20 protein-coding genes are annotated in these 23,903 nt (G+C 59.4%); 6 read left to right on the plus strand and 14 right to left on the minus strand.

Annotation, left to right across the window (positions count from 1 at the left end; genetic code table 11):
• The first annotated feature begins 18 nt into the window (after positions 1-18).
• From DQN55_RS01700 to fba, 3 genes are all read left to right on the plus strand, one after another.
• Positions 19-1,182: a phosphoglycerate kinase gene (locus tag DQN55_RS01700; RefSeq protein ID WP_048380926.1), complete on the plus strand. Its 1,164-nt coding sequence runs from the start codon at positions 19-21 to the stop codon at positions 1,180-1,182.
• Positions 1,183-1,214: 32 nt separating this feature from the next.
• Positions 1,215-1,433: a lipoprotein gene (locus DQN55_RS01705; RefSeq protein WP_048380924.1), complete on the plus strand. Its 219-nt coding sequence runs from the start codon at positions 1,215-1,217 to the stop codon at positions 1,431-1,433.
• Positions 1,434-1,600: 167 nt separating this feature from the next.
• Positions 1,601-2,665 carry a class II fructose-bisphosphate aldolase gene (gene fba, locus DQN55_RS01710; RefSeq protein ID WP_048380923.1) on the plus strand — a complete coding sequence of 355 codons (1,065 nt, stop codon included), beginning with the start codon at positions 1,601-1,603 and terminating at the stop codon, positions 2,663-2,665.
• A 71-nt stretch (positions 2,666-2,736) separates the two neighbouring features.
• Here fba and DQN55_RS01715 read toward each other — a convergent pair whose 3' ends face one another.
• On the minus strand, positions 2,737-3,129 hold the full coding sequence (locus DQN55_RS01715) for a DUF3077 domain-containing protein (protein ID WP_048380921.1): 393 nt from the start codon (positions 3,127-3,129) through the stop codon (positions 2,737-2,739).
• Positions 3,130-3,385: 256 nt separating this feature from the next.
• Between DQN55_RS01715 and DQN55_RS01720 the strand changes: the two genes are divergently transcribed.
• On the plus strand, positions 3,386-3,895 hold the full coding sequence (locus tag DQN55_RS01720; RefSeq protein ID WP_048381693.1) for a M48 family metallopeptidase: 510 nt from the start codon (positions 3,386-3,388) through the stop codon (positions 3,893-3,895).
• 39 nt (positions 3,896-3,934) lie between these two features.
• Positions 3,935-4,231, plus strand: a complete 297-nt coding sequence (locus tag DQN55_RS01725) for a winged helix-turn-helix domain-containing protein (RefSeq protein ID WP_048380919.1) — start codon at positions 3,935-3,937, stop codon at positions 4,229-4,231.
• Between the two features lie 6 nt (positions 4,232-4,237).
• On the opposite strand, the gene DQN55_RS01730 is transcribed toward DQN55_RS01725, so the two are convergent.
• The 11 genes from DQN55_RS01730 to betI all read right to left on the minus strand — a co-directional run bounded on the left by DQN55_RS01730 (position 4,238) and on the right by betI (position 19,384).
• A complete protein-coding gene (locus DQN55_RS01730) occupies positions 4,238-4,690 on the minus strand; it encodes a GNAT family N-acetyltransferase (protein WP_048380918.1) in 453 nt (150 codons plus the stop codon).
• 73 nt (positions 4,691-4,763) lie between these two features.
• Entirely contained in the window at positions 4,764-6,938 is a 2,175-nt protein-coding gene (gene yccS, locus DQN55_RS01735; protein ID WP_048380916.1) for a YccS family putative transporter, read from the minus strand.
• A gap of 144 nt (positions 6,939-7,082) precedes the next feature.
• Positions 7,083-8,261, minus strand: a complete 1,179-nt coding sequence (locus tag DQN55_RS01740) for a BaiN/RdsA family NAD(P)/FAD-dependent oxidoreductase (protein ID WP_048380914.1) — start codon at positions 8,259-8,261, stop codon at positions 7,083-7,085.
• A 154-nt stretch (positions 8,262-8,415) separates the two neighbouring features.
• Positions 8,416-9,753 carry an ATP-dependent RNA helicase DbpA gene (gene dbpA / locus DQN55_RS01750; protein ID WP_231995674.1) on the minus strand — a complete coding sequence of 446 codons (1,338 nt, stop codon included), beginning with the start codon at positions 9,751-9,753 and terminating at the stop codon, positions 8,416-8,418.
• Positions 9,754-9,902: 149 nt separating this feature from the next.
• A complete protein-coding gene (gene mdtD / locus DQN55_RS01755) occupies positions 9,903-11,333 on the minus strand; it encodes a multidrug transporter subunit MdtD (RefSeq protein ID WP_048380911.1) in 1,431 nt (476 codons plus the stop codon).
• A 185-nt stretch (positions 11,334-11,518) separates the two neighbouring features.
• A complete protein-coding gene (locus DQN55_RS01760; protein WP_048380909.1) occupies positions 11,519-12,856 on the minus strand; it encodes a TldD/PmbA family protein in 1,338 nt (445 codons plus the stop codon).
• Positions 12,856-14,298: a TldD/PmbA family protein gene (locus DQN55_RS01765; protein ID WP_048380907.1), complete on the minus strand. Its 1,443-nt coding sequence runs from the start codon at positions 14,296-14,298 to the stop codon at positions 12,856-12,858. The genes DQN55_RS01760 and DQN55_RS01765 overlap by 1 nt, the downstream gene beginning before the upstream one ends.
• Before the next feature lie 136 nt (positions 14,299-14,434).
• Positions 14,435-15,130, minus strand: coding sequence for an RraA family protein (locus tag DQN55_RS01770; protein ID WP_048380906.1), 696 nt, complete (start codon positions 15,128-15,130; stop codon positions 14,435-14,437).
• 229 nt (positions 15,131-15,359) lie between these two features.
• Complete coding sequence (gene betA / locus DQN55_RS01775; RefSeq protein ID WP_048380904.1) at positions 15,360-17,063, minus strand: choline dehydrogenase; 1,704 nt, start codon at positions 17,061-17,063, stop codon at positions 15,360-15,362.
• Between the two features lie 145 nt (positions 17,064-17,208).
• Entirely contained in the window at positions 17,209-18,681 is a 1,473-nt protein-coding gene (gene betB, locus DQN55_RS01780) for a betaine-aldehyde dehydrogenase (protein ID WP_048381691.1), read from the minus strand.
• A gap of 109 nt (positions 18,682-18,790) precedes the next feature.
• Positions 18,791-19,384 (minus strand): transcriptional regulator BetI, encoded by a 594-nt coding sequence (gene betI, locus DQN55_RS01785; RefSeq protein WP_048380903.1) that lies wholly within the window; start codon positions 19,382-19,384, stop codon positions 18,791-18,793.
• Positions 19,385-19,807: 423 nt separating this feature from the next.
• Between betI and DQN55_RS01790 the strand changes: the two genes are divergently transcribed.
• On the plus strand, positions 19,808-21,745 hold the full coding sequence (locus DQN55_RS01790) for a BCCT family transporter (RefSeq protein ID WP_231995675.1): 1,938 nt from the start codon (positions 19,808-19,810) through the stop codon (positions 21,743-21,745).
• A gap of 115 nt (positions 21,746-21,860) precedes the next feature.
• Here DQN55_RS01790 and choV read toward each other — a convergent pair whose 3' ends face one another.
• Together choV and choW are read right to left on the minus strand one after the other, a co-directional pair.
• Positions 21,861-23,039, minus strand: coding sequence for a choline ABC transporter ATP-binding protein (choV, locus tag DQN55_RS01795; protein ID WP_048380899.1), 1,179 nt, complete (start codon positions 23,037-23,039; stop codon positions 21,861-21,863).
• A complete protein-coding gene (gene choW / locus DQN55_RS01800; protein ID WP_048380897.1) occupies positions 23,036-23,881 on the minus strand; it encodes a choline ABC transporter permease subunit in 846 nt (281 codons plus the stop codon). Before choW ends, choV begins: the two co-directional genes overlap by 4 nt.
• Positions 23,882-23,903 lie beyond the last annotated feature (22 nt).

The raw sequence follows: 23,903 nt of genomic DNA on the forward strand, positions 1-23,903 counted from the left end.
ACTCAGGAACTGCGACCCATGACCGTGTTGAAGATGACCGACCTCGATCTGCAAGGTAAGCGCGTACTGATCCGCGAAGACCTCAACGTCCCAGTCAAGGACGGTGTAGTCACCAGCGATGCGCGCATCCTTGCCTCGCTGCCGACCATCAAGCTGGCGTTGGAAAAAGGCGCGGCGGTTATGATCTGCTCGCACCTGGGACGTCCGACCGAGGGCGAATTCTCCCCTGAAAACAGCCTCAAGCCTGTCGCTGAGTACCTGAGCAAGGCCTTGGGCCGCGATGTACCGCTGGTCAGCGATTACCTGAACGGCGTTGATGTCAACGCGGGTGACGTCGTGTTGTTCGAAAACGTACGCTTCAACAAGGGCGAGAAGAAAAACGCCGACGAACTGGCCCGCCAGTACGCTGACCTGTGCGACGTGTTTGTGATGGACGCTTTCGGTACCGCTCACCGCGCCGAAGGTTCGACCCACGGCGTAGCCAAGTTCGCCAAAGTTGCCGCAGCAGGCCCGTTGCTGGCCGCCGAACTGGCAGCGCTGGGCAAGGCACTGGGGGCTCCGGCCAAACCCATGGCGGCGATTGTTGCTGGCTCCAAGGTGTCGACCAAGCTCGAAGTCCTCAACAGCCTGAGCCAGATCTGCGACCTGCTGATCGTGGGCGGCGGGATTGCCAACACGTTCCTGGCCGCAGCCGGTCATCCGGTGGGCAAGTCGCTGTACGAACCTGACCTGCTGGACACCGCACGGGCGATCGCGGCCAAGGTCAACGTACCGCTGCCGACAGATGTCGTGGTGGCCAAGGAATTTGCTGAAAGCGCAGTGGCAACCGTCAAGCTGATTGCTGACGTTGCTGAAGACGACATGATTCTGGACATCGGTCCACAAACAGCTGCACATTTCGCCGAGCTGTTGAAGTCATCCAGGACTATTCTGTGGAATGGCCCGGTCGGCGTATTTGAGTTCGATCAGTTTGGCCAAGGCACCAAAACCCTGGCCAACGCTATCGCCGAAAGCGCAGCGTTCTCCATTGCTGGCGGTGGCGATACGCTGGCCGCTATCGACAAGTACGGTATTGCGGATCAAATTTCTTACATCTCCACCGGCGGTGGTGCGTTCCTTGAGTTCGTCGAGGGCAAGGTATTGCCAGCGGTGGAAATCCTGGAAAGCCGCGCCAAAGCCTGAAGGTGTTTCAGGCCCTGAAAGGAAGCATGGACATGGTCAAGTTGTTACCGCTGTTGATGATTGCGGGCTTTTTGGCCGGTTGCGCCGGCTCGAGCGAGTCGACGCCCGAAGCAGCCACCCCCGAAGAGAGCGGTTGCTACCAGGCAGACTGGCAGGCGCAGAGTGTGCCGCTGGTCAATAAACGTTCAGGGCCTGAAGCGCTGGAGAAGTACGAGTCACCCCAGCCCGCGAAAGAGCGCGGCTGTCCCTGAACTCGCTCCTGCAAGAGAGCGAGTAGCCAGGGCTGATGCTGTAACGTTTCAGCCAGACAGAATCCGCATTTCGGGGGCAAGCCCCCGATCTGCAATAACTTGAATAGCAGCCGCCGCTACGGCAGGCTTGCACGATTAACGACCCTCGTCCGGGAGAGAGACTCACAATGGCACTTATCAGCATGCGCCAGATGTTGGACCACGCCGCCGAATTCGGCTACGGCGTTCCAGCCTTCAACGTAAACAACCTTGAGCAGATGCGCGCCATTATGGAAGCCGCTGACAAGACTGACTCCCCGGTGATCGTTCAGGCTTCGGCCGGTGCGCGTAAATACGCAGGTGCACCGTTTCTGCGTCACCTGATCCTGGCGGCCATCGAAGAATTCCCGCATATCCCGGTGTGCATGCACCAGGACCACGGCACCAGCCCTGACGTCTGCCAGCGCTCGATTCAACTGGGCTTCAGCTCGGTGATGATGGACGGCTCGCTGGGCGAAGACGGCAAAACCCCAACCGACTACGACTACAACGTTCGTGTCACTCAGCAGACGGTTGCGCTGGCGCATGCGTGCGGTGTGTCGGTTGAAGGCGAGCTGGGCTGCCTGGGTTCCCTGGAAACCGGTATGGCCGGTGAAGAAGACGGCATCGGCGCAGAAGGCGTGCTGGATCACAGCCAAATGCTGACCGATCCTGAAGAAGCCGCTGACTTCGTGAAGCGTACTCAAGTGGATGCCCTGGCCATCGCTATCGGTACCTCCCACGGCGCGTACAAGTTCACCAAGCCGCCTACCGGCGACGTGTTGGCCATCGACCGCATCAAAGAGATCCACAAACGCATTCCCAACACTCACCTGGTGATGCACGGTTCGTCGTCGGTTCCACAAGAGTGGCTGGCAATCATCAATGAGTTCGGCGGCGACATCAAAGAAACCTACGGTGTGCCGGTCGAAGAAATCGTTGAAGGCATCAAGCACGGCGTGCGCAAGGTCAACATTGACACCGACCTGCGTCTGGCATCGACCGGCGCCATGCGTCGCATGATGGCTACCCACCCGAGCGAGTTCGACCCGCGCAAATTCTTCGCGGCGACCGTGACTGCCATGCGTGACGTGTGCATTGCGCGTTACGAAGCCTTCGGCACCGCCGGTAACGCTTCGAAGATCAAACCGGTCTCCCTCGAAGCCATGTACCAGCGCTACTTGAAGGGTGAGCTGAACGCCAAGGTCAACTAAGCCCTGAGGCGTACGAAAAAAGCCCGCAGCGATGCGGGCTTTTTTGTGGGTGGCTGGCAGCCCCTGCGAGGTCAGTTGTGCCCCGAAGGCATTTGCTCCGGATCGATGCCGTTGCCCTTGAGCAGCGCATCCACCAGCGAGCGTGCCATTTCGACGGAGTGCACCAATGACCAGACCAGCCCGCGCTCTACGCCGCTGGCCATTTCGGTGATTTCGTCCGACACCTCTTCGGCGCTCTTGAGCAGCATCGACACGTGCTGCAGGGCTGACAATGCGGGCACGTCGTTGCGCACGGTAAAAGGTGATTGCGGATTCACCTGGCGTGCCCGGGTGGGCTTGAGGTGGTCGACAGGAATGGACGTTGTGCGCAGTGTTTCGAGGAGATGCCGGGTTGTTTCGTCATGTTGGTGATCGTCGCGCTTGAGGCGTGTTGGCTTGGGATCATCCGGCATCTTTTTTTTCATGTCTTTTCCAGAGCAATCAGCATTCAAGGCAGGGGGCAGGGGAACTCAAGAAGATAGCGCCGTGGCTTTCAACGCTGCAACCCGTGCTTGGGGCGAAAGCATTTTCTCGGAAGCGTCCTTCTCTTATCAGCATAAGTATCTGACTTTCACCCCACCGGGCCGGACCGGCGTGTACTGGTATCGGGCAAATGCCAGGGCCCACGACTGGGCTGAATTCGCTACACTGGTGCACTTTTACGCTGTGCGTTGGCGCCCCATGACTGCTCTCAAATACCTTCAGGCTTATCCCCAGACGTTACAGGATCAGGTGCGCCAACTGATCGAGCGTGACCAGTTGGGCAGTTACCTGAATGAACGATACCCACAGCGTCATGCGGTGCAGAGTGACAAGGCCCTGTATGCCTACGCGCTTGAGCTCAAGCAGGAATACCTGCGCAATGCGCCGTCCTTCGACAAGGTGCTGTTCGACAATCGACTCGATCTGACGCACCGGGCGCTGGGCCTGCATACCACCATTTCTCGCGTGCAGGGCGGCAAGCTCAAGGCCAAGAAAGAACTGCGCGTTGCGTCCTTGTTCAAGGACGCGGCCCCCGAGTTTTTAAAAATGATCGTGGTCCATGAGCTGGCGCACCTCAAAGAGTCAGATCACAACAAGGCGTTTTACAAACTGTGCGAGTACATGTTGCCGGGGTACCACCAGCTGGAGTTTGATCTGCGGGTTTACCTCACATGGCGTGATATGCAAGGCAAGCCCAAAGCGCTGTAGCCACTGCAGGTCGCGAGTACCACTTGAATGGAGTTCTGAATGGAAGTCAGCAAAACCAAAAGCAGTTTTTATCGGCGTCTGTACGTGGCTTGGTTGATTGACAGTCAGACGGCCAGCAGCGTCCCGGCATTGACGGAGCTGACCGGCATGCCACGGCGCACCGCGCAGGACACCATCGCTGCGCTGGCTGACCTGGATATCGTGTGCGAGTTCGAGCAGCAAGATGGCGCCCGTAACCACGCCGGACGCTATCGGATTCTCAGCTGGGGCCCGGTCGACAAACACTGGGTCGATCAGCACCTGGTGCAGATCAGGCAGGTGCTGGGCTACCCCTGACAGGCCTCAGCCCAAACGCATGCCGATATGGGGAATGCCATCTTCGAGAAAGGTGTCACCCTCGGCACGGAAGCCGTGTTGAGCATAAAAGTTCTGCAGGTGGGTTTGGGCGGACAAGAAGATGGGCTGCCCGGGCCAGTACTCTTCAGCATTTTCCAGGGCCTTGCTGATCAGCGTATGGCCGAGCTTTTGGTCACGTGCCTGAGGCGCGATGATCACTCGGCCAATCACCACATCGCCACCCTGGGACTCGGGATCTAACAGGCGGGCATAGGCAACCAACTGATCGTCCTGCCAGCCCATCAAATGCAGGGTGTCGCCTGACAAGTCTTGCCCGTCAACGTCCTGGTATGCGCATTTCTGTTCGACGACGAACACTTCCGAACGTAATTCCAGCACCGCGTAAAGTTGCTCTTTGCCCAGGTCGTTATGGTGTTTGCAGATCCAGTCAATGGTCACGTTCTAGTCCCGAAAGAGTGAGGTATACCCCGATACTAGGCGCGATGCGGTCTGGCGCCAAGTCACGGTGTTTCTACTCTGCCTTGATCAGGTGCGCGGCCAGGGTGCGCAGGGGGCCGAGTTGACGGCAGATCAATGCCAGCTGGGTCTGTACCAGACGCTGGTTTTCGTCGATGTCATCCGGCATTTGCTCCAGCTCGCTGGCCAGCGCTTCTTCCTCATCGCTCTGCACGTCCACAGGCTGCTTGGCGGCCAGGCCCTGGGCGATCACATCGATGCTATCGGCGATGCGCTGCCCGGCGCCCTCGATCAGTTGCTGGCGCAGTTCGTCTGGCAGTTGCGTGTCGCGGTGCGCACCAAGGCCCGACAAATAACTGAGCAAGGTGTGTGACAACACCAGGAAGCGGAAGCCCATGTCAGCATCCTTACGGAAATGCCCCGGTTCCATCAGCATGTTGGCCAGAGTGGTCGACAGCGCGGCATCGGCGTTGTGCGCGTTGCGGCGCGCCAGTCGATAAGCCAGGTCGTCGCTTTTGCCGTGGGCATATTGCTGCATGATCTGGCGCAGGTACTGGCTGTTGCAGCTCAAGGTATTGGCCAGCACCTGGTTGAGACGGCGCCCCTGCCAGTCGGGCAAGAACAGGAACACAGCGGCCGCAGCAATCACGCTGCCGACCAGGGTGTCGAACAGGCGCGGCAAGAACAGCCCGTAACCATCGCCCACCTGATTGAAGCAAAACAGCACCATTAACGTAATGGCAGCGGTGCTTAAGGTGTAGCGCGTGGTGCGGTTGATAAAGAACACCACCCCGGCCGCGACGGCGAACATCGACTGGATCAGCGGGTTGGGGAACAGATCGAACAGCGCCCAGCCCAAGGCCAGGCCAAAGGCAGTGCCGACGATCCGCTGACTGAATTTGCGCCGTGTGGCGCCGTAGCTTGGCTGGCACACAAACAGCGTGGTCAGGATGATCCAGTAGCCTTGAGTCGGGTGGATCCAGTGCACCATCGCAAAGCCTGTGCACAGCGCCAGCGGCAGGCGCAGGGCGTGACGGAAGATCAGGGACGTGGGCGTCAGGTGTTGACGCAGCCGCGACCACACATCCTTGAGGGTGCGCGGTGAGCGATCCAGCAGGCTGCTGTCGGTGGCATCCGCCAGAGTGTCGGGGTTGCTGGCGTCGCTGAGCAAGCGGTCCAGTGTGCCAAGGTTGGCGGCCAGTGCACGCAGCGAACGCAAGAGTCCGCGCCAGGCCGGATTGCTCTGGACGCGCAAATGTTCCAGTGAGGCGTGCAAGTCGGTCAGTGCCTCGGCAAAACTGTCGTCATAGATAAACGGCTGGCGCAGCTTGATCGAGTCTGAAAGACGCTGACAGGCGACGCCTTGCTGGCGCAGCAAACGCTGACAGCGGAACATCACGTCGCTGTGAAAGAAAGCATCTGCCAAGGCGTTGTAGGGGTAATGCGACGAGCTGGCGCGTTCGTGGATGTCCTGCGCGAGGAAGTACAGTTTCAGGTAGCGGCTGAGTTTTGATCCCGGTCGAGAGTTTCCGACGCGGTGCAGGATGATTTCCTTGGCGGTGTTCAGTGCGGCCACGACCCTGCCGTTTTGCTGAGCCAGCTCCAGTCGCCGGGCCTCCACATCAAGATTGCGGACAGGCTCGAACAGCGATGATTTGAGTTTGAGGTACAGCCCCAGCTCCCAAAACAATCGCGCCAGGCTTTGCTGCACCGGTTGATTGGAAAACAGTGCCTGCCACAGCACTGACAGCAGCCCGTACCACGCAGCGCCTGCGACCAGCAGCAAGGGCTCGTGCCAGAAATCGATGACCTGGCCACCGCGCTGGTCGACGCCGATCATCGTGTATACCGCGAGAATCAGCGTCGCCGAGGCAATGGCGCCATAGCGTTCACCCAGCGCACCGAGCATGGTCAGGCCAAAGCTGGCCAGTGCCAGGGCGCAGACCATCAACCAGGGGTAGGGGAATAACAGCTCGACGCTGAAGGCGGCAGCGCTGAAGCACACCAGTGTCACCAGCAGTGCATTGAGGCGGCCTTGCCAGCTGTCATCCGTCTCGGACAGTGCGCTGGCAATGACCCCGAGGAACAACGGGATCAACAGCGTCATTTCGTCTTGATACCAGCAAAAAGCCATGCTGCCGGTCAGGGCGACAAATACCCGAACGCTGTAACTGAACTTATCCCGCGCCCACAGGCGGCGCAGTGAATGCCGAAAGCTTTTCGATGACATGTAGTGGCGATGCCTTGCGAGTCGTGTCGCTAAATTGAGCCAGTTGTGACGACAGTGCAATGGCACTGTTCACATCCCGCACAAAATATTTTTTGGCATCTGGCTGTAGCCGCGGCCCACGGCAGCGGCTACAGAGGGTCTGTATCAGACGAACTGTGCCGCTGCGTAGCCAGACGCCCACGCCCATTGAAAGTTGAACCCGCCCAGATGGCCGCTGACATCCAGCACTTCACCGACAAAATACAGCCCCGGACTTTTTAGCGACTCCATGGTCTTGGACGACACTTCACGGGTATCGACACCGCCCAGCGTCACTTCTGCCGTGCGATAGCCTTCGGTACCCGCCGGGACGACCTTCCAGCACGCCAGCTTGTCAGCCACGTCGGCCAGTTCACCCGGTGTGTACTGCTTCATCGGCTTGGACGCAAACCAGTGTTCGGCCAGCAAGTTCGCCATCTTTTTGGTGAAAATCTCACCGAGCAGGGTTTTCAGCTCGCTGTTCGGGCGTTCGGCCTGTTGTGTGTGCAGCCAGTTCAACGCGTCGAGGTCGGGCAGCAGGTTGATTTCGACCGTATCGCCGGAGTTCCAGAACGACGATATCTGCAAAATTGCCGGCCCGCTCAAACCGCGGTGGGTGAACAGGATGTTCTCGCGAAAGCTCTGGTCGTTGCAGCTCACAAGGCAATCCACCGAGGTCCCCGACAGCTCGGTGCAGATATCTTTGAGCTGGTCGGTGATGGTGAACGGTACTAAACCGGCGCGGGTAGGGAGTAAGGCATGACCAAACTGCTTGGCTACCTGATAGCCGAAACCGGTGGCGCCCAGAGTGGGAATCGACAAGCCGCCGGTAGCGATCACCAGCGACTGGCAGTTCAGTTGATCCAGGGTGGTCTTCAGGCTGTAGCCGCTGTCGGTTTTTTCGATCTGCTCCACGGAGGTGTCCAGGTGCAGGCTGACGCCCGCCTGTTTGCACTCGTCGAGCAGCATTTCGAGGATGTCGCTGGATTTGTTATCGCAGAACAGCTGGCCGAGTTTTTTCTCGTGATACGGCACGCCGTGCTTGCACACCAGTTCGATGAAATCCCACTGGGTGTAGCGCGCCAGGGCCGACTTGCAGAAGTGCGGGTTCTGCGACAGGAAATTGTTGGGTTCGGTGTACATGTTGGTGAAGTTGCAGCGGCCACCGCCCGACATGAGGATCTTTTTGCCCGCCTTGTTGGCGTGGTCGATCAGCATGACCTTGCGCCCACGACCGGCAGCGGTCAGCGCGCACATCAAACCTGCGGCGCCAGCGCCAATAATCACAACGTCGGTAGAGCGCAAAGCGGTGTCCTCACAAAATTCATAGTCAATCCAAACCTAATGTGGGAGCGGGCTTGCCCGCGATTGCCGCACCTCGGTGATTCAGATGAACCGGAGTGTGTGCATCGCGAGCAAGCCAGCTCCCACATTTGATCGCCAGTGTTCAGGCGATCTTTTACAAAACCCGCACGCGCAATACGCGGCCTTTGATTTTGCCTTCGCTCAAGCGCTGTGCAGCCTGTTTGGCCACGGTACGGTCAACCGCCACGTAGGCCTGGAAGTCAAAAATCGCGATTTTGCCGACCTGGGCACCCGGGATGCCCGCGTCGCCAGTCAGGGCGCCAAGGATGTCGCCTGGGCGAACCTTGTCTTTACGACCGGCGCCGATCACCAGCGTGCTCATGGCCGGCAGCAGGGGCGCGCCGCCCTTGGATTGCAGGGTGTCCAGGGTTTCCCAGTTCAACGGCGCCTTTTGCAGCTGCTCGATGGCTTGGGCGCGGTGGGCTTCGGAAGGCGCTACCAGGCTGATGGCGATGCCTTTTTCACCGGCACGACCGGTACGGCCCACGCGGTGGATATGGATTTCGGAGTCACGGGCCAGCTCAACGTTGATCACCATGTCCAGCGCGTCGATGTCCAGGCCACGGGCCGCTACGTCGGTTGCAACCAGCACCGAGGTCGAACGGTTGGCAAACATCGCCAGCACCTGATCACGGTCACGCTGTTCCAGATCGCCATGCAGGCCGACTGCCGAAATACCCTTGGAGGTCAGGTGATCGACGGTTTCCTGAACCTGCTGCTTGGTGAAGCAGAACGCGACGCACGATTGCGGACGGAAATGCCCCAGCACCTTGGTCACGGCGCTCATGCGCTCTTCAGGCGAGATCTCGTAGAAACGCTGCTCGATCTGGCTGTCAGTGTGCAAGGCTTCAGCCTTGACCTGCTGAGGATTGCGCATGAACTTGGACGACAGTTGCTTGATGCCGACCGGGTAGGTGGCCGAGAACAGCAGGGTCTGGCGACGCTCAGGGGTCTGGCGAATGATGTCTTCGATGGCGTCGTAGAAGCCCATGTCGAGCATGCGGTCGGCTTCGTCGAGCACCAGGGTGTTGAGACCGTCGAGCTTTAGCGAGCCTTTGCGCAAGTGCTGCTGAATGCGGCCCGGGGTGCCGACGATGATGTGCGCGCCGTGTTCAAGCGAGCCGATTTGCGGGCCGAAGGACACACCGCCACACAAGGTCAGCACTTTGATGTTGTCTTCAGCGCGGGCCAGACGGCGGATCTCTTTGGCAACCTGGTCCGCCAGTTCACGGGTCGGGCAGATCACGAGGGCCTGGCAACCGAAGAAACGCGGGTTGACGGGGTTCAGCAGGCCGATGCCGAAGGCGGCGGTTTTGCCGCTGCCGGTCTTGGCCTGGGCGATCAGATCCATGCCTTTGAGGATCACCGGCAAGCTCTGCGCCTGGATCGGCGTCATCTGGGCATAACCGAGGGAGTCGAGGTTAGCCAGCATGGCGGCGGACAGAGGCAGAGAGTTAAAAGCGGTGGCAATGGTGGTCACGAGACTGGCCTGCAAAACAAAATGTCGCGCAGTGTACCAGTCCCATGGCCTTCGCCAGAACATTCTGGACGAGAAGTCATCCGCAGCCGCTCGAAAACCGCTTAATGATCCAGTTCGTGTTCCGAGTTGGCTTTGGGTTTACGGCCGTCCTGGGGTGACAGTTGCAGGAAAATGGCTGCTGCGAGCATCGCCATGATCCCGACAGTCAAGAAGGTCAGCTGGAACGCCCCGAGCACGGTGTCTACACCATCGCCGCTGTTGTCCCCGGTGAAACCGCCGAGCAAGGCTCCGGCGCAGGCCACTCCCAGACTCAGCGACAATTGCGCCACCACCGAGAGCAAGCTGTTGCCGCTGCTGGCGCTGGCATCATCAAGGTCGATCAGGGTCACGGTGTTCATCGCCGTGAACTGCAATGAGTTGATGGCGCCCAGTACAGCCAGCATTCCCAGCAATAACGGGTAGGGCGTGTGTTCCGTCACCAGGCCCATGCTGGCCAGCATCAGGCCCAGCGCCAGCGTGTTTCCCGTGAGCACGGAGCGGTAACCGAAACGTTCGATCAACGGTCGTGCGCCCCATTTCGCCAGCATGGCGGCAGCCGCCAGCGGCAGCATGCTCATCCCGGCCTGGGACGGTGAGTAACCCAGGGCAACTTGTAGCAGTAATGGCACCAGGAACGGCAATGCACCACTGCCGAGGCGGGCAAACAGATTGCCCAGGATGCCGACAGCGAAGGTCTTGGTTTTAAACAGTGTCGGGGAAAATAGCGGATTGCTGATAGCGCCCGCCCGCAACCAGTACGCCGCGAGACACGCCATGCCTGCGAACAGCAGCAACATGACCCGCAGGTGCGGCATGTGCAGTTCGCCCAGACCCTCCATGGCGATGGTGATGAACACCATTGCCGCACCAAACAGCACAAAGCCCAGGCTGTCGAATCGGGTCCGTTCGCTGCCGCGCAGATCCGGAATAAAGTGCCACACGGCCCAGCAGCCGAGCATGCCCACCGGCAGGTTGATCAAAAAAATCCAGTGCCAGCTCAGGTACTGCACCATCCAGCCGCCCATGGTCGGGCCGATCAGAGGCCCGAGCAGGCCCGGAATGGTGATGAATCCCATGATGCGTACCAGCTCCGAACGAGGGTAAGCCTTGAGTACCACCAATCGGCCTATGGGCAGCATCAAGGCACCGCCAAGGCCTTGAATGACGCGTGCGCCGATCAGTTGGTCCAGGGTGCCCGACAGTGCGCAGAGTAACGAGCCGAAACTGAAGAGTAGGATGGCGCTGAAGAAGATTTTCTTGGTGCCGAAGCGGTCGGCGATCCAGCCCGACGCCGGGATCAGTAATGCCACGGTGAGCATGTAGGCAACAATCACCCCTTGCATGCGCAACGGGTTTTCGTCGAGGTCGCGTGCCATGTCGGGCAGGGCAGTATTCAGGATCGTACCGTCAAGCGACTGCATGAAAAACGCGATGGCCACCACCCACGGCAACCAGCGCAAGGTTTCAGGACTCAGAACCGGGCGTACGGGCATAGAACCTCTGTGTTATTGGCGATACCTGGTCGTCGTAGCCGCTGAGGAGCGGAGCGAGGCTGCGTCTGGCGGCGTAGCCGTCATAAAGTCAGGTTGCACGGTGTGACAGCACAACCCCGTACACAGGATTCGCGATCGCTTGGCAATAGAACGCAGCCTCGCTCCTCAGCGGCTACGAGAATCATTTAAAGCGTCAACGTCAGTTTTTTAATCAAAGCGCCCGGCAGCAGATTCGACGCGGTCTGGCGCTGGTCGTAGGTGCTTGCCGATAGCAGCAATTCACGCTCGCTCGTCAGGGCTTCAAGTTGCGAACCCAGCAGACTATAGACGCTGTCATCAAAGCGCATGGTGTTGACCGGCGCCTTTATTTCGCCGTTCTCGACCCAAAAGGTTGCGAAGCGGGTCATGCCGGTCAGGCGGGCGGCTGGCTGGTCCGAGTAGTTCAGGTACCACAGGTTGCTGATATACAGCCCGGTACCCAATTGCTTGAGGACATCGGCCTGCGCAAGCGTGCCCGGCGCCATTGCCAGCGCACTGGGCGCTTCGCCCCACGGTGCGCCGTTGACCTCAAGGCCATATTCCGCCGCGCTGCGCGAACCCACCAGTTGTTGCAACGCGCGGCCCTCTTTGACCAGTGACAGATCCCGGCGCGGATAGCCTTCGCCGGAAAATGCCGGGCTCAACGATTGGCTGACCTGCTCATCCAGAGAGACCAGAGGGCTCAGGTGAGCATCCCCGGCATAGAGCTTTTGCAGTGGGCTGGATTTGCTGGCCAGCGCCTGGGCAGAAAAACCGCCCCAGCAGAGCATGCTCATGACTTCTTCCAGCGCGGCTGGGGCAAGGTAGGCGCGGTACTCACCCGGTGCCAGTGTATGCAGCGGACGCTCTAGAAACTCAAGCTGTTCGCGGGCCAGTTGCATGCGCCGGGCGAAGCGCTGGCTGTCCCAGTCCGCGCCAGCATAGCTGGCTTTCACCGCTTGGCTGTTGCTGTGAAACAGGCTCCAGTCGAAGTTGAAGCTGTTGGCTTGATGCCAGCCGAACGCGCCGGCAGAGCTGGCGTAGCCGTAGCTGATCGGTCCGCTGGCATAAAAGCCCACCAGGTCTACGCCTTGGGCGGCGCGGCGGATCTCCTCCAGCACCCGGCCGGTTTCCGGCAGCGGCTGGTCTTGCACCTGGTGGCTGTGCCAGGGTTCGGCATTGAGCAGTAAGTACGGGTCTGCAGGCAACAGCGGCAAGGTTTCACGCAGTTGTTGCAAGGCTTCGGTCAGCCGTTGCCGGTCTGCGGCTGGCTCGCCGGCCAGTGTGATGCGGACATCCGCATGACGACCGTCGTTGATCAGCTTCAGGTTCAGGCTGGCTTGCTGCACCTGGCCAGCCTGGCGCACCTGGCCCCGGTTGAAACGAATGAATTCCGAGGCTTCGGCGTCGTAGCCCAGTGTGAATTGCTCGGGGGCTTTGATTGTCTGGCGCAGCCACTGCACCAGCGCATCGAACTGCTCGGCCTGACTCAACGGGGTACTCATCAGGCATCGCCTCCAAACACATCAATTTGACTGAATACACAGGCAGGAGACGCATGCCCGACACGAATCACCTGATTGGGTTCGCCCTTGCCACAGTTCGGCGTACCCAGGACCTTAAAGGTACTGGCGTCGCCTACGGCCTTGAGGTTGCGCCAGAACTGGTCGGAAATACCCCGGTAATTCGGGTTTTTCACCACGCCCTTGAGCTCCCCTTGTTCGATCAACTGGCCCCATTCGCAGCCGAACTGGAATTTGTTGCGCGCATCATCAATTGACCAGGAGCGGTTGGTGGCCATCAGAATCCCGCTTTCGATACCGCCAATCAGTTGGGCCATCGATCGATCGCCAGGCTCGATATTGAGGTTGGCCATACGGTCAATCGGCGGCCGGTTCCAGCCGCAAGCGCGGCTGTTGGCCACCCCGTCCAGGCCCGAGCGGAATTGCGACAGCGCTCCGCCCAGTGGGCGTAACAGCAAGCCTTCGCGGATCAGGAACTCCTTGCGTGCCGGCGTCCCGTCGTCGTCATGGCTGTAGCTGGCGAGTTGTTCGGGGATGCTGGGGTCGAACGTCACGTTCAGCAGGTTCGAGCCATATTGCAGGCTGCCAAAGTCGCTGGTTTTGACGAAGCTGGTGCCCGCGTAGTTGCGTTCGTCACCGAGGATGCGATCCAGCTCCAGCGGATGACCGATGGATTCGTGGATCTGCAGAATCATCTGGTCGGGCATCAGCAGCAGGTCACGTTTGCCGACCGGGGCGTTGGGCGCCATCAACAACTGCAGCGCTTGCTCGGCCACTTTGGGTCCCGAGCCAATCAGCCCGCAACGGCCAATCACGTCAGCACCGCCTTGCTGGCCAAAGTTTTCGCGACCCAGGCTGCGGGTCTGACTGTCCTGGCCGTCATAGGCCGTGACACTCATCCCGGGGTAGACAAAGCGCTGTGCCTGACGCAGCTCGGCGCCGGCGCTATTGAGGTAAATCTGCTCGACATGATTGAGGCCGAGCGAGACATCCCAGCTCACCAGCCGCTCGTCCTTCGGGACTGCCGCTGACTCGACGCGGAGTAACTCAAAACAGTCGCCCAGGGACGGGAATGCCTGCTCGAGATTGGGTGAGCAGTAATCGGCGCGGGCCTGGGATACGGGTTCCTGGCTGAGGTCGAGCAAGGCGTGGGCGGCGATCAGCTGCGCCTGGCCTTCTGCAAGTTCCAGTGCGGCCTGCAGACCGTTTTGCGACAGGTCATTGGTGGCGGCATAGGCTTCGACGCCCTTGACCCGTACGGTCAGCATCGCGCCCTGATCATGCTTGAAGGAAGGAGGTTCTGCGACGTTCTTGCGTACCGACAGGTATTGCCCGGATTCGCGGACATAACGCAGGGAAAAGAACTCGGCCCGGGTGCGTAGTGCGGCAAAGCGCTGCTTGAGCTGAGGATAGAAATCGAACATGCACAGACCTCCGGAAAACGTATAGGTCTGTAGGAGCGGGCTGGCTCGAGATTCAGGCCAATCGGTTTGCCTGGTTCACCGCGGTGATGCCATCGCGAGCAAGCCCGCTCCTACAAGGGCGGGGAGGAGCGTGGTTTTAAACCGGGCAGCCCTTGGCGCGCAGAATGGCGTCAAAGCGATCCGGGTCCAGCGTGCCGGCTTCGATGGCCGCCAGGGTTGCCTGTTCACGTGCCAGCAAATCATGGCAGCGAATCAGCAGCTCAGGTAACTCGGAGCGTGAAGCAGCGACCACACCATCACCGTCGCCGATCATCAGGTCACCTGGCATCACCAACATGCCAGCACACGAAATCGGTACGTTGATTTCGCCGCCGCCGTCAGTGCTTGGGCCGCGGTGCACGCCGCCGATGGCGTAAGCCGGCAGTTCACCGGTCTGCCATTCGTCGAGGTCGCGCAGGGCGCCGTTGATGACGACACCGACAATCCCGGCCTTGAGGGCCATGGCGCGCATGATGCCGCCGAACACGGCGCGGGTCAGGTCGGCGCTGCCATCGATCACCAGCACATCCCCCGGGCGGGCCATCTGCATGGCCTTGAGGATCATCAGGTTATCGCCGGGGCGTACGCGTACGGTCAGGGCGCTGCCGAGCATTGGCCGGCTGCCGTGAAAAGGCTTGAGCCCCAGGCCGCCAACGTTGCGGCCCAGACAGTCACTGACGGCGGCAGCCGGAATCTTGCTGAACTCGGTCAGCCACTTTGGATCGAGAGGTTCTGCGTTTGGATTGATCAGAAAGCCGGTTGGCCATTTGCTGGAAGAGACAACATCAAACATAGAAAACCTCTTGGCCAGGCAGGTGCTGGCATCACGGGTGGGGCGGGGGGTGAGGCGCGAAGCGAGGCACTAGATTAGGCCTGCGTCGAGGCCGGGGCAAGCAGGGGAGGATGAAACTAAGCCTGTAGCCGCTGCCGCAGGCTGCGATAAGGTCCAAAGGACCTTCGCTTTTTAAAAGCAGGGTCGCTTCGCAACCCATCGCAGCCTTCGGCAGCGGCTACATAGCGGGTTATTGCGCGGTACGGCTCACTTCACGCAGTGGCTTGCCACGTACCGGGGCATCGCCGGCGACATAGTAGTCGGCGGTGCTGCGGGGCAGTGGCTGGCGGCCACGGATCTTGTCGGCGATTTTCTCGGCGATCATGATTGTTGGTGCGTTCAGGTTACCGGTGGTGATCAGCGGCATGATCGAGGCATCGACAACGCGCAGACCCTGCATGCCGTGCACACGGCCTTCACCATCGACCACCGCCATCTCGTCGGTGCCCATCTTGCACGAGCAGGACGGGTGGAAAGCAGTCTCGGCGTGTTCGCGGATAAACGTGTCCAGCTCTTCGTCAGTCTGCTTGTCGATACCCGGGCTGATTTCGCGGCCACGGTACGCATCCAGCGCTGGCTGTTGCATGATTTCACGGGTCAGGCGAATGCCGTCACGGAATTCCTGCCAGTCCTGATCACTCGACATGTAATTGAACAGGATGCTCGGGTATTCGCGCGGGTCCTTGGACTTCACGTTAACCCGGCCACGGCTTGGCGAACGCATGGAGCCCATGTGTGCCTGGAAACCATGTTCCTTCACGCCGTTGCTGCCGTTGTAGTTAATGGCCACTGGCAGGAAGTGATATTGAATGTTCGGCCATTCGAAATCAGGACGGGTGCGGATAAAGCCTCCGGCCTCGAATTGGTTGCTGGCGCCGATACCTTTGCCCAGGAACATCCACTCGGCGCCAATGGCCGGCTGATTCCACCACAACAGCGACGGGTAAAGCGAAACAGGCTGGGTACAGGCGTATTGCAGGTACAGCTCCAGGTGATCCTGCAGGTTTTGACCCACACCCGGCAGATCGTGAACCACCGGAATGTCGAGGCTGTTCAGCAGCTCGGCAGGCCCCACACCGGAACGTTGCAGCACCTGCGGCGAGGCGATGGCGCCGCTGCACAGCAGTACTTCCTTGCGAGCCTTGGCCTGAATGCGGGTGTCGCTGTCGCCCACCAGGTAAGCCACGCCAACGGCACGCTTGCCTTCAAACAGAATCTTGTCGGTCAGGGCGTGAGTGACGATGGTCAGGGTCGAGCGCTGCTTGGCCGTGTCCAGATAGCCACGGGCGGTGCTGGCGCGACGACCGTTCGGCGTCACCGTGCGATCCATCGGGCCGAAACCTTCCTGCTGGTAGCCGTTCAGGTCGTCGGTACGCGGGTAGCCCGCTTGTACGCCGGCTTCAACCATGGCGTGGAATAACACGTTGTTCCCGGCTTTGGGGGTCGTCACGCTGACCGGACCGTCGCCGCCGTGGTAGTCGTTCGGGCCGATATCGCGGGTTTCGGCCTTGCGGAAGTACGGCAGGCAATCGAGGTAGCTCCAGTCTTCGAGGCCCGGGTTTTTTGCCCAGCCGTCGTAGTCCATTGCATTACCACGGATGTAGCACATGCCGTTGATCAGCGAAGAGCCGCCCAGGCCCTTGCCCCGGCCACATTCCATGCGACGGCCGTCCATGTACGGTTCTGGATCGGTCTCATAGGCCCAGTTATAGCGGCGGCCTTGCAGCGGGAACGCCAGTGCCGCGGGCATTTGGGTACGGAAGTCAAAACGGTAGTCCGGGCCGCCTGCTTCAAGCAGCAGAACGGTGACGCCTGGGTCTTCAGTCAGACGGGTCGCCAGGGTGTTGCCGGCAGAGCCGGCACCAATAATGATGTAGTCGAATTCTTGGGACATAAATGCACCCTCTTTGAAAGTGTGGCAAATCACAGAACGCTGCGGGAACGAGCCTGGTCGCGATGACATCCGCGCGGTGTCATAGAGCCATCGCGTCGTGTGCATCGCGAGCAAGCTCGCTCAGGCAGGTATTACGGGATCGGGTTTAGAACACCGAAACGTAATCGCCCAACTCAACCTGGACCGATTTGATCTGGGTGTATTGCGCCAGCGAGCTGATGCCGTTTTCACGGCCAATGCCCGACTGCTTGTAACCGCCGACCGGCATTTTCGCGTCGGACTCGCCCCAGGCGTTAATCCAGCAAATACCGGCTTCCAGCTGATGAATCACGCGGTGAGCGCGGTTCAGGTCTTTGGTCACCAGACCTGCGGCCAAGCCAAACTCAGTGTCGTTGGCGCGGCGGATCACTTCTTCTTCGGTGTCATAAGTGAGGATGCTCATCACCGGGCCGAAGATTTCTTCTTTAACGATGGTCATCTCGTCAGTGCAGTCGGTGAACACGGTCGGTGCCACGAATGCACCTTTGCCCAGGTCACCTTCGGTCAGACGTTCGCCGCCGCACAGGACGCGGGCGCCTTCGGCCTTGCCCTTGGCAATGTAGCCGAGCACGCTTTCCATGTGAGCAAAGCTGACCAGCGGGCCGAAGTTGGTGTTTTCGTCTTCCGGGTTGCCAATGCGGATGCGCGCAACACGCTCCAGGATCTTGGCTTCAAAGGCGGCTTTCAGCGCCGTCGGAATGAAGACGCGAGTGCCGTTGGTGCACACCTGGCCCGAGCTGTAGAAGTTGGCCATCATGGCGGTGTCGGCTGCACGATCCAGGTCGGCATCGTCAAAAATGATCAGCGGCGACTTGCCACCCAGTTCCATGGTCACTTCCTTCAAGGAAGAGCTGGTAGCGCTGGAGGTGACTTTTTTACCGGTATCGGTACCGCCGGTGAAGGAGATTTTCTCGATGCGCGGGTGTTCGGTCAACCAGCTGCCGACTTCACGGCCACTGCCGGTCAGCACGTTGAACACACCGTCCGGTACGCCGGCAGCGGTGTAGATTTCAGCCAGCTTCAAGGTGGTCAGCGAAGTGACTTCACTTGGCTTGAAGATCATCGCGTTACCGGCAGCCAGGGCCGGTGCGGATTTCCACAATGCGATCTGGATCGGGTAGTTCCACGCGCCGATACCGGCGACAACGCCCAGCGGCTCACGACGGGTGTAAACGAATGAGGTGTCACGCAGGGGAATTTGCTCGCCTTCAATGGCGGGGGCCAGGCCTGCGTAATATTCCAGAACGTCGGCGCCGGTGACGATGTCGACGTAGCGGGTTTCGGAGTACGACTTGCCGGTGTCCAGGGTTTCCAGTGCGGCCAGTTCATCGTTGCGCTCGCGCAGGATGTCCACGGCGCGGCGCAGGATGCGCGAGCGCTCCATGGAGGTCATGGCGGCCCAGATTTTCTGGCCTTTTTCAGCGCTGACAACGGCGCGTTCGACGTCTTCTTTGGTCGCACGTTGCACTTGAGCAAGGACTTCGCCGTTAGCCGGGTTGATGGCATCGAAGGTTGCATCGCTGCTGGCGTCGGTGTAACCGCCATCGATGTAAAGTTTTTGCAGTTCGAAACGGGCCATAAAATCCTCGCAAGTGCATAAGTGGTTGGCGTTGATCGAAACGCGGGTTGCCATCTAACTGGGGCAACTCAATGTCTCGACAGTTCAGGGGTTAAGCATTGATTGAGGCTTAACTCACCTGCTTCGCCAGTTGTAGATCCATATATTCGTAGCAGATGCGTTGTGCCTGTTCGGTGTCGAATGCATCGCCCGACAGGGCACCCCGCAACCATAGACCATCAATGAGGGCTGCCAGGCCGCGTGCTGCATTGCGCGCTTGGTCCAACGGCAGCACTCGGCGAAATTGACAGCACAGATTGGAGTAAAGGCGGTGGTCGTTGATCCGCTGCAATCTGTGTAACGACGGCTGGTGCATGCTGGCGGCCCAAAAGGCGAGCCAGGTTTTCATTGCCGGGCCATTGACCTGGCTGGCGTCGAAGTTGCCTTCAACGATGATCTGCAGATGAACCCGTGGGCTGTCATCGCTCAGTGCCTGGCGGCGGGCGGTGACGTTTTCGATCAAGACATTCATCAAGTACCGCATGGTGGCGGCAATCAGTCCGTTCTTGTCTCGAAAGTAGTGACTGATGATGCCGTTCGACACACCGGCCAAACGGGCAATCAGTGCAATGCTTGCATCTGCCATTCCAACCTGATCGATGGCCGTCAATGTGGCTTCGATCAACTGCTGGCGGCGTATGGGTTGCATTCCGACCTTGGGCATTTTGCGAATCTCCTTGGGCCGGCGAACAGTGAAAAAAGATCACTGAACGAAAGCCAGTCTATTTTGTTTTGATTGAACGTTCAATCAACAAAGAATAAGCTCTGCGACAAATCGTCGCGATTTATGCCATTTCCCAGCGCATGAATGGCGCAAAACGACACAGCAAATATCCCCGGAACCCTTGTAGATGCGGGCCAGCCCGCCTCTGCACAGACAGCGATCGCTTGGCTGACAGGCTTTTGCCTGGGCGACTCCGGTTTTTAGCGGTGTCTTTATATCACTCGACCGTTGGTCGCTATCTAAGCGTTTGGTCGAGTGGTGCGTTGCTACACGTCCTTCTCTCGCGCTGCCTGGAGCATCCGTGCCATGAGTTCTGCTTCTCTAATAAAGACCCCGCCGCAAAAGGTGACGGTCAACGGTTGGGTGTTTTACACCTCCACTGCCTTGATACTTTTGCTGACTGCCATTTTGATCATTGCGCCACAAGAAGCAGGCCGTTTGCTGGGACTGGCCCAGGAATGGCTGTCGCGCAGTTTCGGCTGGTATTACATGGTCGTCATCGCGGCCTACCTGATTTTTGTGGTGGGCCTGGCGTTTTCGTCTTACGGCAAGCTGAAACTGGGGACCCGGCAGGATACGCCCGATTTCAGTTACGGCGCGTGGGCCGGGATGCTGTTCTCGTCGGGCATCGGCATTTCGCTGTTGTACTTCGGGGCTTCCGAGCCGCTGGACCATTACTTCAACCCACCTGAGGGCGTGGCTGGCAGTCATGAAGCCGCCCGTCAGGCGTTGCAACTGACGTTCCTGCACTGGGGCTTGCATGGCTGGGCGATCTACGCGCTGGTCGGCCTGGCCGTGGCGTACTTTGCCTACCGTCACAACCAGCCGCTGGCTCTGCGTTCGGCGCTGTACCCCTTGATGGGGGAGCGCTGGGTGAAAGGGGCGGCGGGGCACGCGGTGGATGGTTTTGGCATGTTCGTGACGTTGCTCGGCTTGGTGACCAACCTGGGGATCGGCTCGATGCAAGTGTCGTCGGGTCTCGAAAACCTGTTCGGCATGGAGCACAGCAACACCAACCTGCTGATCGTCATTATCGTGATGAGCACCGTGGCCACGATTGCTGCGGTCTCGGGTGTGGAAAACGGCATCCGTCGCCTGTCCAACCTGAACATCGTGCTGTTCAGCGGCCTGTTGATTTTTGTGCTGCTGTTCGGCCCGACTCTGCACCTGCTCAACGGCCTGGTGCAGAACACCGGTGATTACCTCAACGGTATTGTGCTGAAAACCTTCGACCTGTACGTGTACGAAGGCAATAACGCTAAAACCGAAGGCTGGCTGGGGCTGTGGACCCTGTTCTACTGGGCATGGTGGATCTCCTGGGCCCCATTCGTCGGCATGTTCATTGCCCGTATTTCCCGGGGTCGTACCGTGCGTGAGCTGGTGGCGGGCGTGTTGCTGATTCCGTTGGGCTTCACCCTGGCCTGGCTGTCGATTTTCGGTAACTCGGCATTGGATCTGGTGGTAAACCAGGGAGCGGTCGAGCTGGGGAAAACAGCCCTGGAGCAGCCTTCCATGGCGATTTACCAATTGCTTGAGCATTACCCGGCCTCGAAAATCGTGATTGGTGTGTCGATCTTCGTAGGGTTCGTGCTGTTCTTGACCCCGGCAGATTCCGGCGCGGTGATGATGGCCAACCTGTCCTGCAAGGGGGGCGATGTCGACGAAGATGCCCCGCACTGGCTGCGTATCTTTTGGTCGGTAGTGATTACGCTGGTGACCATCGGCCTGTTGTTCGCCGGTAACTTTGCGGCGATGCAAACCATGGTGGTGCTGGCGGGCCTGCCATTCTCGGTGGTGCTGATCCTGTTTATGCTGGGCCTGCACAAGGCGATGCGTCAGGACTCCCAGATGGAGCAGGAGCAAGCTGAGCTGGCGGCCCGTGGCCGCCGTGGTTTCAGCGAGCGCTTGACCGCACAGGATCTGCAACCGACCCAGGCCGTGGTGCAGCGCTTTATGGACAAGCACGTCACGCCGGCTCTTGAAGACGCGGCGGAGCAATTGCGCAGCCAGGGGCTGGCGGTGCAAACCTTGCTCGGCAACGCCAAGCGCTGCATGGGTGTGCGAATCGAGATGGAAGAGGGCAACCCGTTCGTCTATGAAGTCAGCCTGGATGGCTACCTCGCCGCGCCAAGTGAGTCAGGGCAGGATGAAGTGCGCAGTCGTTACTACCGCGCCGAGGTGTACTTGCACAACGGTAACCAGGAGTACGATCTGATGGGCTTTACCCAGGAACAAATCAGTCGGGACGTTCTCGACCAGTTTGAAAGCCATCGCCAACTTCTTGGCCGGGTGTACAGCTAACCTGTGATTGTGTAGCCGCTGCCGCAGGCTGCGACGGGTCGCCAGGCGACCCTGCTGTTGAAGGTCTTGCGATTCACATCGCAACCTTCGACAGCGGCTACATCTTCTCTAAGCGTTAACCCAGGTTCTTACCCAGTAACGCGTGATACAGCTCTGTATCGCCGAGTATCCCCACCACGCGCTGATTGTCGTGCAGCACCAGCTTGTTGCCGGTCTGATAACGAATCTGCAGTGCGTCGCGCATGCCAATGCCGCAATCCACCAGCGTTGGGCCACGTCCCAGCCCTTCCACTGCCTGGCCTGTGCTCCAGTTTTGCAGGTCGACATTACTGGCGCCCTGACGCACGCCCTTGATGGTGTTGCCCTCTGCCAGATCAATCCACGAGTCATTCCCCGGATCAATGCACACCGAACCGTTGATGCGTTTGCAGTTGTCCAGCGTGCGCATCAGGCTGCGCCCGCACAGTACGTTGAGGGGATTGGTATGGGCGACAAACGTGCGTACGTAATCGTCCGCCGGGTTGAGTACGATTTCTTCGGGCTTGCTGTATTGCACGATCTTCCCGTCTTTCATGATCGCGATGCGGCTGCCCAATTTCAGGGCTTCATCGAGGTCATGGCTCACAAACACAATGGTCTTGCTCAGCTTGCGTTGCAGCTCTAGCAACTCGTCCTGCAGGCCTTGGCGAATCAGCGGATCGAGCGCCGAAAAGGGTTCATCCATCAGCAGAATATCAGCGTCCATGGCCAGGGCGCGGGCCAGGCCCACCCGCTGCTGCATCCCGCCGCTCAACTCATCCGGTTTTTTATTGCGCCATTGGGTCAGGCCCACCAGTTCCAGTTTTTCGTCTACCAGCTTGCGTCGTTCTTTCTCGGGACGGCCCTGCATCTCAAGACCGAAGCTGATGTTTTCCCGCACGGTCAGCCACGGCATCAGGGCGAACTTTTGAAACACCATCGCGATGCGCTTGGTGCGCATCATTTTCAGCTCGGCCGGGCTGCACGAGGCGATGTCGATCTGCTTGCCTTCGTGCTCTACGTACAACTGGCCGCGGCTGACGGTGTTAAGGCCATTGATGCAGCGCAGCAGGCTGGACTTGCCGGAACCGGACAACCCCATCAGAACGCAGATTTCGCCTTTCTCGATGTCCAGGCTGGCTTTTTCAACACCGACGATTTGCCCGGTCTTTTTCAGGATCTGGTCCCGTGAAAAGCCCTGGTCGAGCAGGCTTAGCGCCTCACGCGGGTCTTTGGCGAAAATAACGTCAACGTTATCGAAACGAATGATGCTCATGCGTCGGCTCCTTGTTTTGCGTCCGGCTGTTTGCAAATCCGGTCGAGCATGATGGCCAGTAATACAATCGCCAGCCCGGCTTCAAAGCCCAGAGCGATGTCCGCCGTGTTGAGGGCGTTGACCACCGGTTTGCCCAAGCCATCTGCGCCCACCAGGGCCGCGATGACCACCATCGACAGCGACAGCATGATGCATTGGGTGATCCCGGCTGCGATGCTCGGCATGGCGTGGGGCAGCTCGATGCGGGTCAGTAATTGGCGGCGTGAACAGCCGAAGGCTTTGCCTGCGTCGAGCAGCTCCTGGGGCACGTCACGGATACCCAGATAAGTCAGGCGAATGGGGGCGGCAATGGCAAACACCACCGTGGAAATCAGCCCCGGTACGACCCCCAGACCAAACAGGGTCAGGGTTGGGATCAAGTAAACGAAAGTCGGCACCGTCTGCATCAGGTCGAGTATCGGGCGGATGAAGGTGTAGAACATGGGCTTGTGCGCGGCCAGAATTCCCAGTGGCACCCCGATGATCACGCACACAAAGGTCGCGAACAGCACCTGCGCCAGGGTTTCCATCGTCTCCTGCCAATAGCCCAGGTTGAAGATCAGCAGGAACGACAGTGCGACAAATACGGTCAGCCCCCACTTGCGCTGAATAAAATGCGCGAGCAAGGCAATCAGCCCGATAAACACAAAGGGATTGAACCAGGTCAGCGCAAACGTCACGCCGTGGATCATCGTTTCCAGTGTCGTTGCAATCATGTCGAAGGTATTGGCGCCGTTTAGCGTCAACCAGTCGACAAAGCTGGCAATGTACTGGCCTAAAGGCATTTTCTGATCAATCAGCATGGTAATGGACGTCCGCATGCAG

The organism is Pseudomonas taetrolens, from assembly GCF_900475285.1.
Classification (GTDB): domain Bacteria; phylum Pseudomonadota; class Gammaproteobacteria; order Pseudomonadales; family Pseudomonadaceae; genus Aquipseudomonas; species Aquipseudomonas taetrolens.